Annotated in this window: 15 protein-coding genes and 1 pseudogene; 11 read left to right on the top strand and 5 right to left on the bottom strand. The window is 46.4% G+C overall.

Going from position 1 to position 15,350, the window contains the following annotated elements:
- Nucleotides 1-279: 279 nt before the first annotated feature.
- Genes GWP40_RS00980 through GWP40_RS00965 form a run of 4 tightly spaced genes read left to right on the top strand, consistent with a single transcriptional unit; the run spans nt 280 to nt 5,475 of the window.
- Nucleotides 280-1,125 (top strand): sulfide/dihydroorotate dehydrogenase-like FAD/NAD-binding protein, encoded by an 846-nt coding sequence (locus GWP40_RS00980; RefSeq protein WP_212566492.1) that lies wholly within the window; start codon nt 280-282, stop codon nt 1,123-1,125.
- Between the two features lie 55 nt (nt 1,126-1,180).
- The gene (gene gltA, locus GWP40_RS00975) at nt 1,181-2,692 is read left to right on the top strand and encodes an NADPH-dependent glutamate synthase (RefSeq protein WP_212565694.1); all 1,512 of its coding nucleotides are present in this window, start codon (nt 1,181-1,183) and stop codon (nt 2,690-2,692) included.
- 18 nt (nt 2,693-2,710) lie between these two features.
- Nucleotides 2,711-4,090, top strand: coding sequence for a tryptophanase (locus GWP40_RS00970; RefSeq protein ID WP_212565693.1), 1,380 nt, complete (start codon nt 2,711-2,713; stop codon nt 4,088-4,090).
- 59 nt (nt 4,091-4,149) lie between these two features.
- Nucleotides 4,150-5,475 carry a sodium-dependent transporter gene (locus GWP40_RS00965; protein ID WP_212565692.1) on the top strand — a complete coding sequence of 442 codons (1,326 nt, stop codon included), beginning with the start codon at nt 4,150-4,152 and terminating at the stop codon, nt 5,473-5,475.
- A 96-nt stretch (nt 5,476-5,571) separates the two neighbouring features.
- On the opposite strand, the pseudogene GWP40_RS00960 reads toward GWP40_RS00965, so the two are convergent.
- Nucleotides 5,572-5,811: pseudogene (locus GWP40_RS00960) on the bottom strand (DHH family phosphoesterase); the annotation flags it as partial.
- A 215-nt stretch (nt 5,812-6,026) separates the two neighbouring features.
- On the opposite strand from GWP40_RS00960, the gene yedE reads away from it, so the two are divergent.
- The 7 genes from yedE (at nt 6,027) to GWP40_RS00925 (ending at nt 11,806) form a co-directional block, all read left to right on the top strand.
- Entirely contained in the window at nt 6,027-7,076 is a 1,050-nt protein-coding gene (gene yedE / locus GWP40_RS00955; RefSeq protein ID WP_212565691.1) for a YedE family putative selenium transporter, read from the top strand.
- Nucleotides 7,077-7,090: 14 nt separating this feature from the next.
- Entirely contained in the window at nt 7,091-8,008 is a 918-nt protein-coding gene (locus tag GWP40_RS00950; RefSeq protein WP_212565690.1) for a TDT family transporter, read from the top strand.
- Nucleotides 8,009-8,094: 86 nt separating this feature from the next.
- Nucleotides 8,095-8,562, top strand: a complete 468-nt coding sequence (locus tag GWP40_RS00945) for a C-GCAxxG-C-C family protein (RefSeq protein WP_212565689.1) — start codon at nt 8,095-8,097, stop codon at nt 8,560-8,562.
- A 29-nt stretch (nt 8,563-8,591) separates the two neighbouring features.
- Complete coding sequence (locus GWP40_RS00940) at nt 8,592-8,801, top strand: sulfurtransferase TusA family protein (protein WP_162661966.1); 210 nt, start codon at nt 8,592-8,594, stop codon at nt 8,799-8,801.
- Nucleotides 8,798-9,067, top strand: a complete 270-nt coding sequence (locus tag GWP40_RS00935) for a putative Se/S carrier protein (RefSeq protein WP_212565688.1) — start codon at nt 8,798-8,800, stop codon at nt 9,065-9,067. Before GWP40_RS00940 ends, GWP40_RS00935 begins: the two co-directional genes overlap by 4 nt.
- 21 nt (nt 9,068-9,088) lie before the next feature.
- A complete protein-coding gene (gene selD / locus GWP40_RS00930; RefSeq protein WP_414162775.1) occupies nt 9,089-10,144 on the top strand; it encodes a selenide, water dikinase SelD in 1,056 nt (351 codons plus the stop codon).
- A gap of 156 nt (nt 10,145-10,300) precedes the next feature.
- Nucleotides 10,301-11,806, top strand: coding sequence for a CoA-acylating methylmalonate-semialdehyde dehydrogenase (locus GWP40_RS00925; protein ID WP_212565686.1), 1,506 nt, complete (start codon nt 10,301-10,303; stop codon nt 11,804-11,806).
- Nucleotides 11,807-11,866: 60 nt separating this feature from the next.
- Here GWP40_RS00925 and GWP40_RS00920 read toward each other — a convergent pair whose 3' ends face one another.
- The 4 genes from GWP40_RS00920 to GWP40_RS00905 are packed head-to-tail and all read right to left on the bottom strand — an operon-like array spanning nt 11,867 to nt 15,335.
- Entirely contained in the window at nt 11,867-12,655 is a 789-nt protein-coding gene (locus GWP40_RS00920; protein ID WP_212565685.1) for a DeoR/GlpR family DNA-binding transcription regulator, read from the bottom strand.
- A gap of 12 nt (nt 12,656-12,667) precedes the next feature.
- Nucleotides 12,668-13,471 carry a 5-deoxy-glucuronate isomerase gene (locus GWP40_RS00915; protein ID WP_212565684.1) on the bottom strand — a complete coding sequence of 268 codons (804 nt, stop codon included), beginning with the start codon at nt 13,469-13,471 and terminating at the stop codon, nt 12,668-12,670.
- A 5-nt stretch (nt 13,472-13,476) separates the two neighbouring features.
- The gene (gene iolC / locus GWP40_RS00910) at nt 13,477-14,493 is read right to left on the bottom strand and encodes a 5-dehydro-2-deoxygluconokinase (protein ID WP_212565683.1); all 1,017 of its coding nucleotides are present in this window, start codon (nt 14,491-14,493) and stop codon (nt 13,477-13,479) included.
- A complete protein-coding gene (locus GWP40_RS00905) occupies nt 14,493-15,335 on the bottom strand; it encodes a ketose-bisphosphate aldolase (protein WP_212565682.1) in 843 nt (280 codons plus the stop codon). The genes iolC and GWP40_RS00905 overlap by 1 nt, the downstream gene beginning before the upstream one ends.
- Nucleotides 15,336-15,350: the final 15 nt, after the last annotated feature.

Genomic DNA, 15,350 nt, shown 5'->3' with positions numbered 1-15,350 from the left:
GAATAAAATATGAATTTTTGAAACTGTTGCATTGGTGCGCCTCAGGCGCACACGTCAATACGCAAGTTTTCGAAAGAAAACTTGACGGTTAAGATGAGCGGCAGCATTGTAGACGCTCATCTTATACCTATGAAATTTCGCACAGAAGGAAGGCAACCGCTAAAAATATTTTTGATACGGTTGCCCTGTTGATATTCCGTACCATTACGAGTAAAATAGCACGAAATGTGTATCACCTATAAATGATACCATATTTTATCTATATAAAGAGGTCGAATGATTCACACGATTTTAGAGAAGAAACAATTCTCAAAAGATGTTTTCTATCTGCGCGTTGCGGCACCGGAAATTGCCCGTCAGAGAAAGGCAGGACAATTTGTTATTATTCAGCTTGATATCGATTACGGCGAGCGCATTCCGCTTACCATCGCCGATGCCGATCCTTCCGAAGGGTGGATAGCCCTTGTCGTTCAGGCAGTTGGGGCAACCACGATTAAGCTCTGCCGAAAAGAAGTAGGCGATTCGATTGCGGCAATTCTCGGTCCGCTCGGTAATCCCACGCATATTGCAAAGGTCGGAAAAGTTGTCTGTGTCGGCGGCGGTATTGGTACGGCGCCTTTACACCCGATTGCCCAAGCTTATAAACGTGCCGGTAATGAAGTTATCATTATCATCGGCGGTCGTACAAAAGAACTCGTGATTTTCGAGGAAGAAATGCGCAAGATAGCGGATGAGCTCATTATCGTAACGGATGATGGAAGCTACGGCCGAAAAGCGCTGGTTACCGAACCGTTAAAGGAAATCTGCGAAAGCGCAGCGCCGCCTCAAGAGGTTATCGCAATCGGTCCACCGATTATGATGAAGTTCTGCGCAGCAACAACTCGTCCGTTCGGAATACACACGGTGGTCTCGTTAAATACGATTATGATTGATGGCACTGGAATGTGCGGAGGATGTCGCGTTACGGTTGACGGAAAGACAAAGTTTGTCTGTGTAGATGGACCTGAATTTGACGGACACAAAGTCGATTTTGACAATATGATGATGCGGATGAAGGCCTTTAAGGAACGGGAAGATCACGATCGTCATGCATGCAGAATTGGACTGTCAAACGGCGCCAATTAATCCGAACAAGGATGAACCGGCATTTTCGGAGACTTGCCGGATAGAGGAGTATGAAATGGAAAATGAAAATACAAATACCGAACATCACTATGTGCCCCGTGAAGAACTTGCGGAACAGGCAAAAACATATTGGGGCGAACTGAAAGATAAAGAATTAAAAATGAAGGATCGCGGCGCTATCCCGATACAGGAAATGCCGGTACTTGAACCGCATGCCAGAGCCCGCCTTATGGACGAGGTTGCAACCGGCTATACCGAAGAACAGGCGCGGATAGAGGCGGAACGTTGCTTAAACTGTAAGAACCGCCCCTGCGTACAGGGTTGTCCGGTCGGTATACCCATCCCCGAATTTATCACCTGTATTCAGAAGGGAGATTTTAAGGCCGCTGTCGATACGATTAAAACGACGAACTTGCTTCCCGCTATCTGCGGCCGCGTATGTCCGCAAGAAAAACAGTGCCAAGCAGTATGTACCGTCGGCAAAATGCATAAATCAGTGGATAAGGCGGTTGCAATCGGCAGATTGGAACGCTTTGTTGCAGATTGGGAACGAAATAATAACAAGACAACAATTCCGCCGGTTGCTCCCGATACCGGAAAGAAGGTTGCGATTATCGGATCGGGACCTGCAGGTCTTGCCGCCGCCGCCGATATCCGCCGTGCCGGTCATGCGGTAACCGTATTCGAAGCCTTCCATAAAACGGGCGGCGTTATGGTCTACGGAATCCCCGAATTCCGGCTCCCCAAAGACATTGTCGCGAAAGAAGTGGAAAATCTTAAAAAGATGGGCGTCAAATTTGAAACCAACTTCTTAGTCGGACGGACGGCAACACTGGAACAGCTGCTCCAAGAAGACGGTTTCGACGCCGCCTTTATCGGTACCGGCGCAGGACTCCCTAAATTTATGAACATCGACGGGGAAAACCTTATCGGCGTATTCAGCGCAAACGAGTATTTAACCCGCGCCAATTTGATGAAGGCCTATCAAGAAGATAAGGCGGACACACCGCTGTATCCTGCAAAGGTTGTTGCGGTTATCGGCGGCGGGAATGTCGCGATGGATGCCGCCCGTATGGGATACCGGCTCGGTGCCGATAAAGTGTACTGTATTTACCGCCGTACCCGTGCCGAAATGCCCGCCCGTGCCGAAGAAATCGCCCATGCGGAAGAAGAAGGTGTTGAGTTCTGCTTTTTGCAAAACCCGACGCGCTTTATCGGCGACAAAGACGGTAAGGTGTGTGCAGTCGAAGTGCTGAACTACGAGCTCGGTGAACCCGATGCTTCCGGCCGCCGCAGCCCCGTCGCCATTCCGGGTACTGAGCATCAAATCCCGGTGGATACGGTTATCGTTGCACTCGGTAACAGCTCTAACCCGCTGATGGCAAAAACGACGGAAGGATTGCAGGTAACAAAAAACGGCAACATCATCGTCGATGAAAACCAGAAAACCAGCATCCCGAAAGTCTGGTCGGGCGGAGATATCGTACTCGGTGCGGCAACCGTCATCCTCGCGATGGGTGAAGGACGCAAAGCGGCGGCGAGCATTAACGAATATTTAGCACAGTAACACAAAAGGAGAAATCGTATGAAAAAGTATGTACCGGAACCGTTTAGAATCAAAATGGTAGAGCCAATTAAAATGACAACCCGCGAAGAACGCCTCAAAAAGCTTGAAGCGGCAAAGTACAATATGTTCAACTTGCGCGGGGAAGATGTGTACATCGACTTATTAACCGATAGCGGCACAAACGCAATGAGCGATAGGCAATGGGCGGGTGTAATGGTCGGGGATGAGGCGTATGCCGGCGGCAAAAGCTATTTTAAATTGCTCGAAGCGGGACAGGATATTTTCGGATACGAATTTATCCAACCGGTACATCAAGGACGGGCGGCGGAAAAAGTGATGTTCCCCTTATTGCTTAAAAAAGGGCAGTTCGCTCTTTCCAATATGTTCTTTGATACGACAAGAGCGCATGTCACTTTGTCCGGCGGGAAACCGGTAGACTGCGTGTGTGCGGAAGCGAAAAAGCCGTCCGTCTATGCCCCCTTTAAGGGCAATATGGATGTTGAAAAACTTGAAAAGTATATCAATGAATACGGCAAAGAAAATATCGGCATGATTGTTATGACCATTACCAACAACTCTGCCGGCGGTCAGCCCGTGTCGATGCAAAATCTCCGTGAAGTGTCTGCGGTCGCAAAAAAATACGGTATTTTATTTAATATCGATGCGGCTCGTTTTGCGGAAAACGCCTATTTTATTAAAGAACGCGAAGCGGGATATAACAATAAATCCATTAAAGACATTGTACGCGAGATGTTCAGCTATGCCGACACCTTTACGATGAGCGCAAAAAAAGATGCAATCGTCAACATGGGCGGTCTTATCGGTATTAAGAACAACAAAGACATTTATCAACTGATTAAGGGCAACTGTATTTCGTTTGAGGGCTTTATTACCTACGGCGGTCTTTCCGGCCGTGATCTTGAAGCTTTGGCGATTGGTCTGTACGAAGGTATCGATGAAGAATATCTGAAATACCGCAATGCTTCTATGGAATATTTGGCATCTCAGCTGCTTGATGCCGGTGTTGCCATCCAAAATCCTGCGGGCGGACACGGTGTTTACGTCGATGCAAATGCGATGTTCCCGCACATTCCCTACTATGAATTTCCCGGCCATACGCTTTGCGTAGAGCTGTACAAAGAAGCCGGCATCCGTACTTGCGATATCGGTTCGTTTATGCTCGGCAATGATCCTGAAACGGGTAAGCAGATTAAATCAGAATTTGAGTTTGCACGGTTAGCTATTCCGCGGCGTGTGTATACGCAGGCTCATTTGGATGTCATTGCCGAAGCGTTAATCAACATCAAGGAACGGGCTTCGCAGGTGAAGGGTTACCGCATCATTTGGGAACCGCCGATTTTGCGCCACTTCCAAGCTCACTTGGAACCCATTAAATAGCCCTAAGTGGACATTCGGAACACGAAGCGTACTAATCCGCCTATTAAAAGGAACCAGCTATGATAAATACAGAAGCACGGCGCGATCAATTCGGATCACAGGTTGGGTTTATTCTTGCTTGCATCGGTTCCGCCGTCGGCATGGGGAATATCTGGCTGTTCCCGTTCCGTGCGGGGCAGTTCGGGGGAGCGGCATTTTTAATTCCTTACATCATCTTTGTTACTTTCATCGGATACACGGGTATTGTTGAAGAAATGTGCTTAGGACGGGCAATGAGAACAGGCCCGCACGGTGCATTTCTGAAAGCAACTCAAATGCACGGTAATAATTCAGGTGCCGCTATCGGATGGATCCCTGTTGCCGGTTCGCTCGGTATTGCAATCGGATACACAGTTGTAGTCGGATGGATTATCCGCTTTACAGTAGGAGCTTTTTTAGGCTCCATGCTTGCTGCAGAGAACAGCGGTGCATACTTCGGTGCCATTGCGGGACGGCTTTCAAGCTTACCGTGGCACAGTGCCGCAATTATCGGCTGCTTTATAATTATGGCGGCAGGTGTTTCATCAGGTATCGAAAAAGTCAACAAAGTGATGATGCCGGCATTTTTCGGCTTGTTTATTATTCTTGCCATTCGTGTTGCGACATTACCGAAAGCAGCTGACGGATATACCTTTCTATTTAAAGCAGACTGGAGTAAATTGGCGGATGTAAAAACGTGGGTTTATGCACTCGGTCAAGCATTCTTTTCGTTATCACTCGCCGGAAGCGGTACTGTGGTATACGGCAGCTATTTGAAGGATAATGAAGATGCTCCAACCAGTGCAAAATTCACGGCGATATTCGATACGTTCGCAGCGCTGCTTGCAGCATTGGTTATCATCCCCGCGGTCTTTGTGTATAACCTTGAACCGACAGCAGGGCCTCCGCTGATGTTTATCACCATGCCGATGATCTTTAAAGAGATGCCTGCCGGTACTCTGTTTTCGATTATATTCTTTGTCGCGGTATTGTTCGCCGGAATTACTTCGTTGATCAATCTGTATGAAACACCGGTAGAGATGCTGCAGCAAAAGTTTAAATTGAGCCGAAAGGTTTCGCTTCTCATCGTGCTCGGTCTCGGGTTCCTTATCGGACTTATTGTTGAAGACGGAAACATACTCGGTATATGGATGGATGTTATCAGTATTTATATTATTCCGCTCGGAGCCTTACTTGCCGGTATTATGTTCTTCTGGGTATGCAATAAAGATTTCGTGTTGCGCGAAGTTTCAAAAGGTCACTTAAAACCGGTCAGCAGCGCGTATGTTGTGCAAGGAAAATATCTTTACTGCGGCGTTACCGTCATCATATATATTCTCGGTATTTTCTACGGCGGTATCGGTTGATTCTGCTTGTATCGGTTTTATTTTCCTTGTTCAGAACGAGCTAATGCAATGACAGCGTTTAAAAATGCGGTTTTGCCGCAGTATCTTTCTGCATCTATCATCAATTTCATCAAGTTTTAAAAGCGGATAGCCTAAATATTCTACAAATTCTATTAACGATAAACTTTGAATATGACCACCATAAGCAATCTCCACTTTATAGCCGTAGCTTTCTAAAAGTTTTAAAAGAGCATAAGCCGCACCGAGGGCATCATGATCCGGAAAATCATGCGTTTGTATAAGTACCGGTTGGTCTTTACTTAAAACCGAGCAAAGCATCGATAATTTTTCTTTCATAAACACCAATCCTAAAGTAGAATTGATAATAATATAGCACAAAAAAAGCTGTTTTCCAATCGTATCAATTGACATCTATTAATTGATAATTGACATCGTATCAATTCGACCGAGGTCTTTAAAAGAAATCTTGACAGTCCCATAAAGTCCTTGTATCATACTATATATAATTTTTTTTATAGTTTTATTAAAAAAATCAAAGCTGGAGGAATGGAATGAAAAAACATTTCATGGTAGCACTGACGGGCGCATTCATTGGTATTGCGGCTGTCGTATTGGTCAAATTCGGAAACCCGGGAAATATGGGCTTCTGTATTGCCTGTTTCTTACGCGATATTGCGGGTACCTTAAAACTGCACAATGCGGCTGTGGTGCAGTATATGCGCCCCGAAGTCATCGGACTTATTGTCGGTGCGTTTGCTATTGCACTTATAAAAAAAGAATTTAAGCCCCGTGGCGGTTCAGCGCCTTTTACCCGCTTTGTGTTAGGCTTTTTCGTAATGATCGGTGCGTTGATGTTCTTGGGATGCCCGCTTCGTATGTTCTTGCGTTTAGGTGCGGGCGATTTGAATGCGGTATTTGGGCTTGTAGGGTTCATCATCGGTATCGCGATCGGAGTGGTATTCCTTAATAAGAATTTCTCGTTGAGCCGCGCGTATCCCCAATCCGGACAGGAAGGTATGCTTGCCCCCATCGTGATGATCGTATTCTTCATTTTATTGGTTGCATTCCCCGCCGTTCTCGCCTTTAGCGAAAAAGGCCCCGGTTCAATGCATGCCCCGATTGCACTCGCACTCGGTATCGGTCTTGTCGGCGGCGCATTGGCACAACGCAGCCGGCTCTGTACCGCAGGCGGTATCCGCGATGCGATTATGCTCAAAGACTTCCACCTTTTAACGGGTAGTATTGCTATTTTAGTTGCCGTGCTTATCGGAACGCTTGTAACCGGACAGTTTAAGCTCGGACTTGCGGGACAAGCCGTTGCCCACACCGACGGATTGTGGAACGCGCTCGGTATGGTACTCGTTGGATGGGCAAGTGTCTTGCTCGGCGGCTGCCCCTTACGCCAGCTCATTTTAACCGGCGAGGGTAACACCGACTCGGCAATAACCGTAACCGGTTTGATTGCAGGCGCCGCTTTCGCTCATAACTTCGGGCTTGCTTCTTCCGGTAAAGGGCCGACAAGCGCGGGGATGATTGCCGTTGTTATCGGATTAGTCGTAACAGCCTGTGTCAGCATATACTACGCTATAAAGAATAAGTAGAAGAGAGAAGTTGAATGGCATTTTTGAAAAAATACCCCATTCCGATTGCCGGTCTTATTTTATCACTGTTTGCGCTTGGTAATCTTTTACAGTCCTATAGCAATAGGATACGCTTGGCTATCGGATTTCTTGCTTTTATTCTATACGCAATATATGTACTGAAATTACTGTTTTTGAATACACAGATAAAAAGCGAATTTGAAAATCCGGTTATTGCAAGCGTCTTTCCTACCTTTACAATGGCTTCGATGCTCTTTGCCGTATATCTGAAAGTATTTTTTCCGGCACTTGGGAATGCTGTATGGTATGCAGCGGTTTTGGGGCACTGTGTTTTAATTGTATGGTTCAGCTGTAAGTTTTTACCTCATTTTGCAATAAAAAAAGTCTTTCCTTCATGGTACATCGTATATGTAGGAATAGTAGTTGCCAGCGTTACCGCACCGGCAGTAAAACAGCTGTTGATCGGTCAAATTGCATTTTGGTTCGGTTTTTTGACATATCTCTGCCTGATTCCGATTGTGTGCTATAGGATTATAAAAGTAAAAGAGATTCCGGAACCTGCACAGCCGACATTGGTCATTTTGTCTGCTCCGGGTTCCCTTTTGCTTGCAGGGTATCTCAATGCTTTTCCGGAAAAGACTACGGCGATGGTATATTTGCTTTTAGTTTTTTCTCTTGTGTTTTATGTCATCGCTATCGGCTGTTTACCGAAACTTTTACGGTTGAAATTTACACCGGGGTATTCAGCTTTCACATTCCCCTTGGTCATAAGCGCTTTGGCTGTAAAATTGACCGGCGCTTATTTTAAGAGAGGCGGCGCTCTCTTAACTGTTATAACAAAAACAGAAGAAATTGTTGCAGTCGTAATTGTTTTTTGGGTTTTAGTATGCTATTCGGTTTTTTTGTTTCAGCCGAATAAAAACTCACAATAACAATAGGGGCATCTTTGAAAAGCCGGTTAGATTTGCTTCGCATTCTTCGGAATAGAAGATGCCTCATTATTTTTTGGAGGAAGAAAATGAAAAACAAAATGGAGTATTTAAAAGAAATCCGTGAAACAGCTGAAGAATACTTTAGAAGCGGAACCTTTTTTTGTTCGGAAGCCGTAGTGCAAACTATCAATGATGCACTCGGTAAACCATTCAACGACGACATTGTAAAAACAGCTTCTGCGTTTCCGATAGGATTGGGAAAAGCGCAATGCTTATGCGGTGCGGTTTCCGGCGGAGAAATTGCGCTTGGTCTTGTCTACGGACGAGTAAAAGGAGAAACGATGAATCCCAAAATGTTTCTCCATGCCAAAGCCTTGCATGATTTTATAAAAGAAAAATACAAGGCAACTTGTTGCCGTGTCATTACGCGGCAGTGGGCAGGGGATAATTTTATGTCGCCTGAAAGAAAACAACATTGTATTGCAATAACGGGTGTTGTTGCGGAATGGGTTGCAAATGTTTTAATTGATGACGGTAAATTGGCTGTTGCATAAAAATCGTCAGAGCTATACAGGAGAATAATATGGCAGATTATACGGTAGATGCGCGGGGGCTTTCCTGCCCCGAACCGGTGGTACGGACAAAAAAAGCATTCGATGCGCATCAGAATTTTACGGTGCTTGTTGATAACGAAACTTCAAAAGAAAATGTTATCCGCTTTTGCGATAAGATGAAGGCAAAGACCTCTGTTTCAGCAGACGGCAGCGACTGGAAAATCACTGTTTCAAAATGATAGGCGGTTACGTAATAACGTTCCACACTCATTATGAAGCGATGCTTTGCCTGCGCACTCTGGAAAAGGATGAAGCAGCGCAAAACGGCGCAATCGCCGTTAAGCTGATTCCCGTACCGCGCGAACTGAGTTCCGGCTGCGGGACAGCTGTTAAAGTTATGATAAAAGACGGCGCTGTGTTCGGCGCAGAGAACTTTGCAAACATTAAACGCGATGAAGTGTTCAGCTTTGATGCTGCCGGAACATACACCGCAGCGGACAAGTAAGAGGCAACTATGAGCTGTGCAATCCCGGAAAAAAATTTCAGTTTAATTAAATCTTCGTCCTATTCGGGATGAGGGGCAAAATTAAGTGCGGGTGCACTGGACGGGTTATTAAAAAGCTTCCCTATTTGCTCCGATCCCCGGCTTTTGGTCGGCTTCGATACATCGGATGATGCGGCTGTTTATAAAATCAATGACGAAACGGCGTTAATCTTTACCGCCGATTTCTTTCCGGCCATTACGGACGATCCGTATATGTTCGGGCAGATTGCCGCCGCTAATGCGCTCAGTGACATTTACGCAATGGGCGGTGTTCCGAAACTGGCGCTCAATCTTTTTTGTATTTCGGAAAAAATGCCCGAACCTGTTATCAAAGAGATACTGCGGGGCGGCGCCGACAAAGCGTTTGAGGCGGGAGCAATTATCTGCGGCGGGCACACCATTTACGACAGCATTCCGAAATACGGTTTAGCGGTAACGGGTTTTGTGCATCCCAATAAAATACTTCGGAATTCAGCGTGCAAAACAGGTGATGTACTGATTTTAACCAAGCCCATCGGCTCCGGTATTTTAACAACGGCAGCGAAGGCTGATATGCTCGGCGCGGATGAGCTTAAAGGCGTGTATGACGTTATGGCCTTTTTAAATGCCGCCGCCTGCACTGTGATGACCAAATATGAGGTTCACGCCTGTACGGATATCACGGGCTTTGGACTGTTGGGGCACTTGTATGAAATGGGAAAGGGAAGCGGCCTCAGTATTGAGCTTACTTGTAAATCGCTGCCGATTTTTGACGCTGCCGTTGAATATGCCGAAATGGGCTTTGTTCCCGCCGGAGCGTATTCAAACAGGAGCTTTGTCGGCGATAATGCTGCGCTGGACGGAGTGCCGCGCGCCTATCAGGATATACTGTTTGACCCGCAGACGTCAGGCGGGCTTGTTATTGCGGTAGCACAGCAAGACGCGCAGCAGTTATACACAGAACTCTGCACCGTCCTTGAAAATACCGTCTGCGGAAAACCGGCAATTATCGGCACGGTTGTAGAACGCGCCGATAAGGTTGTACGGGTGGGCACCTAAGAATGATTCCCCCTGCAATTGCCGAAATGAATTTTGCATTATCATGATTCCCGAATATTTCAATTGACATATAACCATAGAGACCCTATAATATTACCATAAGTTGCTCATAAAATACTTATAACATACTGGTTTAATAAAACTAAGGAGGAACCAATGGTTAAAACATTGCCGCTTTTTATCGATGGGAAGCATATCGTTTCAAAAACACGGAAATTTTCAGATGCTTATGATCCAAGTACCGGAGAGGTAATTGCAAAAGTCCCTTGCTGTACGGCAGAGGAAGTAAATGCTGCGGTAGCAGCCGCAAAAAAAGCTTTTCCGGCATGGTCTGCAACTCCGGTACAGAAACGGACGCAGATATTGTATAAGGTCAGAGATTTACTGATTGAGCACATGGATGAACTTACTCATTTGGTAGCGTTAGAAAACGGAAAAGCATGGGCAGAAGCGCAAGGCGATGTATTGAAAGCAAAAGAAGGTACCGAACAAGCGATTTCCGCCCCTTCGCTCATTATGGGTGAAAGTTTGATGGATGCTTCGTTCGGCTACGATACGGTACTTTACCGGGAACCGATCGGCGTATGCGCCGGTATTGTCCCCTTCAATTTTCCTGCGATGATACCGATGGGATGGATGACTCCTATTTGTGTCGCCTGCGGGAATACTATTGTACTAAAAGCAGCAACTTTTACACCGCAATCGGCGTTGCGTATCGCTGAACTTTATAAAGAAGCGGGGTTGCCGGATGGAGTTATTAACATTGTAACCTGTTCCCGTACCGAAGCGGAGATTTTATTAACTCACAAGGATATTAAAGCGATAACCTTTGTCGGTTCAACGTCGGTCGGTAAGCATATTTATTCAACGGCTGCCGCTACCGGTAAACGGGTTCAAGCGCTCTGTGAAGCAAAAAATCATGCATTGGTATTGGATGATGCGCCGATTGAACGGACTGCAGCCGGCATTATTAATGCGGCATACGGGTGCGCCGGTGAACGCTGTATGGCGCTGCCGGTTGTCGTTGTACAAGAGGGTATTGCCGATGCGCTCGTTGCGAAGCTTAAAGAGGCAGCCCAGAGGCTTACTGTCGGAAAAGCCTATGATAAGGCAACAAAGCTTGGGCCTGTTGTCAATGCCGAGCATAAGGCTTCCATTATTAAATGGATTGAAACAGGTATTAAAGAAGGAGCAACGCTCGTTTTAGACGGCAGAAATCATACCGTTGCCGGTGCAGAAAACGGCTTCTACCTTGGCCCGACTATCCTCGATAACGTTACGGAGAATATGACGGTCGGTACACAGGAAATTTTCGGCCCTGTGTTATGTATCAAGCGGGTAAAAACCTTTGAAGAAGGACTTGCAATTATGAATCGAAACCCGTTTGCAAACGGATCGGTTATCTACACCCAAAACGGGTACTATGCGCGGGAATTTGTGCGTCATACCGATGGGGGAATGGTTGGAATAAATGTCGGTATACCGGTACCTATCGGAATGTTCCCCTTCTCAGGGCATAAAGAATCGTTCATCGGTGATTTACATACGCTCGGCAAAGACGGTTATCGGTTCTTTACGGAAACAAAAGTTGTTACCACTCACTGGTTTGATGAACACGAAATTCATTCAAGCGAAGTAAGCACATGGGACGGCACTATTTAGCCTGAAAAACTTGTAAAATTTCTTTGCCGGTATATGAATTTCCATTTGTATACCGGCGGATTAATGAGCTTTATCATCGGAAGTTTGATACGATTGAGTAAGCACAATCTCAACATGATTTTTTTGAAGAGCAATAAGTAAATCGTCTGTCGGTTGTTTATCGGTTATCAGAGCATCCAAATTGCTGAAAGAGCTATAGGTTACCATTGATGTTTGATTAAATTTACTGCTATCTAACAAAAGATATACTTCCTGCGAACGGGCAATAGCAAGCTTCTTCACTACCGATTCCGCCGGAACCGTATTGCTGACTTCCGCATGAGCGCTAATACCGGTTGCCGCCATGAAAGCTTTGGAAATATTATAACTTTTCAAAACCTCAAGCGTATGCGGGCCGGTAAAAGAAAGCGTACTCCTATCCAGTTCGCCGGAGAGGCTAAAGACTTGTAAACCGGTATACGGCACTGCCTGAATAAGAAATTCAAGATTATTGGTAAGCACCGTAATCTGTTTGTTTTGCAGTCCTTCTATCATGTGACAGGTGGTGGTGCCTGAATCGATAAAGATAATATCTCCATCTTTTACATAATCACAAGCAGTGCGCGCAATCCGCTTTTTTAGAGCAAGATTCTGAACCGTTCGATCGCCAAAAGAAGGCAGCGCAATTGCATCCTTTACAACACGTACCCCGCCGTATGTTTTTTCAATTTTTTTTCCTTTAATAATTTCATCAATATCCCGCCGGATAGTGTTTTTTGATACTTTAAAGGCATCACAAAGTTGGTCAAGAGTTACCGCTTGATAATGATAAATAAAGTCTTCAATTTTCTCCAGTCGCTGTGTTCTCATAGTATGAATAATTTAATACCCAATACTACCGAATTGGTCAACTATCCAGCGGTGTTCGGGCGCATCGCATCGGCTTGTCCACGGGTTTCCGTCAAGATGCCGAATCATCCATACATAGGTCATGCGGTAGGCGGGAGCGGCAACCTGCGGATGGGTTAACCCGCCCGGGATGGCTGCAAAACTTTCATGTTTAATTTTAAACGCCTCGTCCCCGATAAAACAAGCGCCAAACCCTTGCGGCTTATCAAAGCGATAGTAGTATACTTCGGGCTGCTCATGGGTATGCGGAATAAAACTTGACCACAATCCCGCATGGTTAAAGATTTCTCCGATGACCATGTTGGAATATGGAGCCGTACTGTAATCAAAGATGGTTGTAACCTCCCGTACCGCCGTGTTGCCGGGTATATTGGCGCCGAAGGTGTTGATTTTTACCGTATCGGGAGTATAAAACACGGGGGCAAAACTACGGGAGTTTTCCGTTTGCTGTACCAGTACGAGCGAGGGCTGCTCCGCTGTAACGGTTGCCGCAGTATTTCTTGGGATATGCAGGCAATAACCGGTATTGTCCCAAGTAGTAGGTCGCTGGGCGGTTTCGGTTTTACCGTCCCACGCAAAGCGTACCGCTCCTTCAAGGAGCAGCAAAGCAGTTTCCTGCGCCGCATCCTGTAAAGAAAGCGTTTGCCCTGCCGTAAGCCGGTGGACGGAAATGTTCATCAGCATATTCGCATAAAGCCCTTTTGTTTCCGTGAGTGTCTGTACACCGTGTTCGTTAAACGTAGGATAGCCGAATAGTGATTTTCTATCGTAATTCATAACCTTTATCCCTCCCGCGCAACCATTTCGCCGTATTGCGCTTTACACTCTTTGATAAACTGCCTTACCTTTTCTTCAGACGGCATATCGGCGGAACAGCCGTGGCTTGCCACCAAAAGCGCTGCCGAAGCGCTGCCGAATTCAAGACATTCAATTATATCCCAACCGTTAAAGATACCGAATAAAAACGCCGAAGCATAGCCGTCGCCGCCGCCGAACGATTTAAGCGCTTTAACCGGAAAGGGCTTAATCGAAAAGTCTTTTCCGTCCTGCGTATATGCCGTCGAGCCTTTTTTTCCATGCTTAATAACAACGATTTTTGCTTTTTGCGCATGCCAATAGGCTGCCGTCTCCGCATCATTTTTACCCGGCCCTATCAGCCGTTCGGTTAAATCGTATTCCTCACGGGAACCGAGTATGATAGCGCTTTCATGCGCTACAATCGAATAATACAGAGCGGTTTCATCCTCGCTTTTCCAGTTATAGGGGCGGTAGTCAATGTCGAAAATAATCGGCGTTTTGGTTTTCTTTGCGAGTGCAACCGCTTTCAGCATCGCTTCGCGGGAAGGGCTTTGCGCCAATGCGGTACCGGAAATAAGCACTGCCTTTGCCGATTGAATATAATCTTCGTGGATATGCTCTGTAGAAAGCGATAAGTCTGCCGCTTGATTGCGGTACATCAGGATACTGCTTTCGTGTTCATTGAGAATTTCCGTAAATGTAAGACCGAGTTTTTCCCCGTGCGTTGTCCGCACCATTTGGGAAGTATCAACTCCTTCTTTTTGAAAAGTGTCGGTAATAAAGGTACCGAACTGATCATCGGAAACAGCTCCTACAAAGCCGACTTTTTTCCCGAGGCGGGCAAGTCCTACTGCAATATTCGCGGGAGAACCGCCGAGATATTTTTTGAACGAAACGCAATCCTGCAGCGGATGAAAATAATCAATAGGGTTTAAATCGACGGTTGCCCGTCCGAACAGTACAAGATCAAGCGGACGAGACCGTTCAAAATTAATATACATCAGCTTTTCTCCTCATTATTAAAAACCGCAATATGACGAAGGACATTTTTGTATACGCCTTGCACGGCAGCTTCATGTAAGCCAAAAAAACCGGGCGTATCATGTCGGGCGCAATAAGCGCGTATACCATCCGCAAAGGCGTCAAAATTTGCCGTTGCAATGTTTATCTTTCGTATACCGCAGTCTATGCAACGCCTGAAATCTTCATCGCTGATGCCGGTACCGCCATGCAAAACCAGCGGCGCCGGAGTCAGTGCATGTATTGTTTTAAGCACCTCAAAGTCAAGCTGCGGTGTTCCTTTATAATGGCCGTGCGCATTCCCGATAGCAACGGCCAGCGCATCAGCCGGGGCTTGGCGTAAAAATTCCTTTACGGTTTCGGGATTGGTGGTAATGGCTTTTTTCTCGGCGCCGCCTTCGCTGCCGCCGATTGTTCCCAATTCCGCTTCGACGCCCGCGCCGTATTTTTTCGCTGCGGCAAGCGTATCATTCGTTATTGCAATATTTTGTTCCAGCGGAAGCGCGGAACCGTCAATCATAACGGAGGTAAAGCCATAATCGAGCGCACTGTGAATCACATCGAGGGTTTGTCCGTGGTCAAGATGCACTGCTACGGCTACCTTTGCGGCGCGGGCGGCGCTCACCATCATCGGCGCGATTAAATGGAACGGGGAATAAACCAACCGCGCCTGTGCAATTTGCAGAATAATCGGGGTATTTGCCGTTTCCGCCGCCTTTATTGCGCCGATAATCATTTCCATATCGGCAACGTTAAAAGCGCCTACCGCCTTATTGTGCTGTTCGGCTTCCCGCAATAAATCCGTCATCAGTGCTAATGCCATGCCGATGCCTGCCTC

Source organism: Treponema vincentii, assembly GCF_018336815.1.
Taxonomy (GTDB): Bacteria; Spirochaetota; Spirochaetia; order Treponematales; family Treponemataceae; genus Treponema.
This window is presented reverse-complemented; position numbering and strand designations above follow the sequence as displayed.

Excerpts from the sequence above, each read along its gene's own strand:
- gltA (WP_212565694.1), top strand. The coding sequence starts at position 1,181 with ATGGAAAATGAAAATACAAATACCGAACATCACTATGTGCCCCGTGAA.
- GWP40_RS00940 (WP_162661966.1), top strand. The coding sequence starts at position 8,592 with ATGGCAGATTATACGGTAGATGCGCGGGGGCTTTCCTGCCCCGAACCG.
- GWP40_RS00905 (WP_212565682.1), bottom strand. The coding sequence starts at position 15,335 with ATGGCATTAGCACTGATGACGGATTTATTGCGGGAAGCCGAACAGCAC.
- iolC (WP_212565683.1), bottom strand. The coding sequence starts at position 14,493 with ATGTATATTAATTTTGAACGGTCTCGTCCGCTTGATCTTGTACTGTTC.
- GWP40_RS00935 (WP_212565688.1), top strand. The coding sequence starts at position 8,798 with ATGATAGGCGGTTACGTAATAACGTTCCACACTCATTATGAAGCGATG.
- yedE (WP_212565691.1), top strand. The coding sequence starts at position 6,027 with ATGAAAAAACATTTCATGGTAGCACTGACGGGCGCATTCATTGGTATT.
- GWP40_RS00965 (WP_212565692.1), top strand. The coding sequence starts at position 4,150 with ATGATAAATACAGAAGCACGGCGCGATCAATTCGGATCACAGGTTGGG.
- GWP40_RS00950 (WP_212565690.1), top strand. The coding sequence starts at position 7,091 with ATGGCATTTTTGAAAAAATACCCCATTCCGATTGCCGGTCTTATTTTA.
- GWP40_RS00915 (WP_212565684.1), bottom strand. The coding sequence starts at position 13,471 with ATGAATTACGATAGAAAATCACTATTCGGCTATCCTACGTTTAACGAA.
- GWP40_RS00920 (WP_212565685.1), bottom strand. The coding sequence starts at position 12,655 with ATGAGAACACAGCGACTGGAGAAAATTGAAGACTTTATTTATCATTAT.
- GWP40_RS00945 (WP_212565689.1), top strand. The coding sequence starts at position 8,095 with ATGAAAAACAAAATGGAGTATTTAAAAGAAATCCGTGAAACAGCTGAA.
- GWP40_RS00925 (WP_212565686.1), top strand. The coding sequence starts at position 10,301 with ATGGTTAAAACATTGCCGCTTTTTATCGATGGGAAGCATATCGTTTCA.
- GWP40_RS00970 (WP_212565693.1), top strand. The coding sequence starts at position 2,711 with ATGAAAAAGTATGTACCGGAACCGTTTAGAATCAAAATGGTAGAGCCA.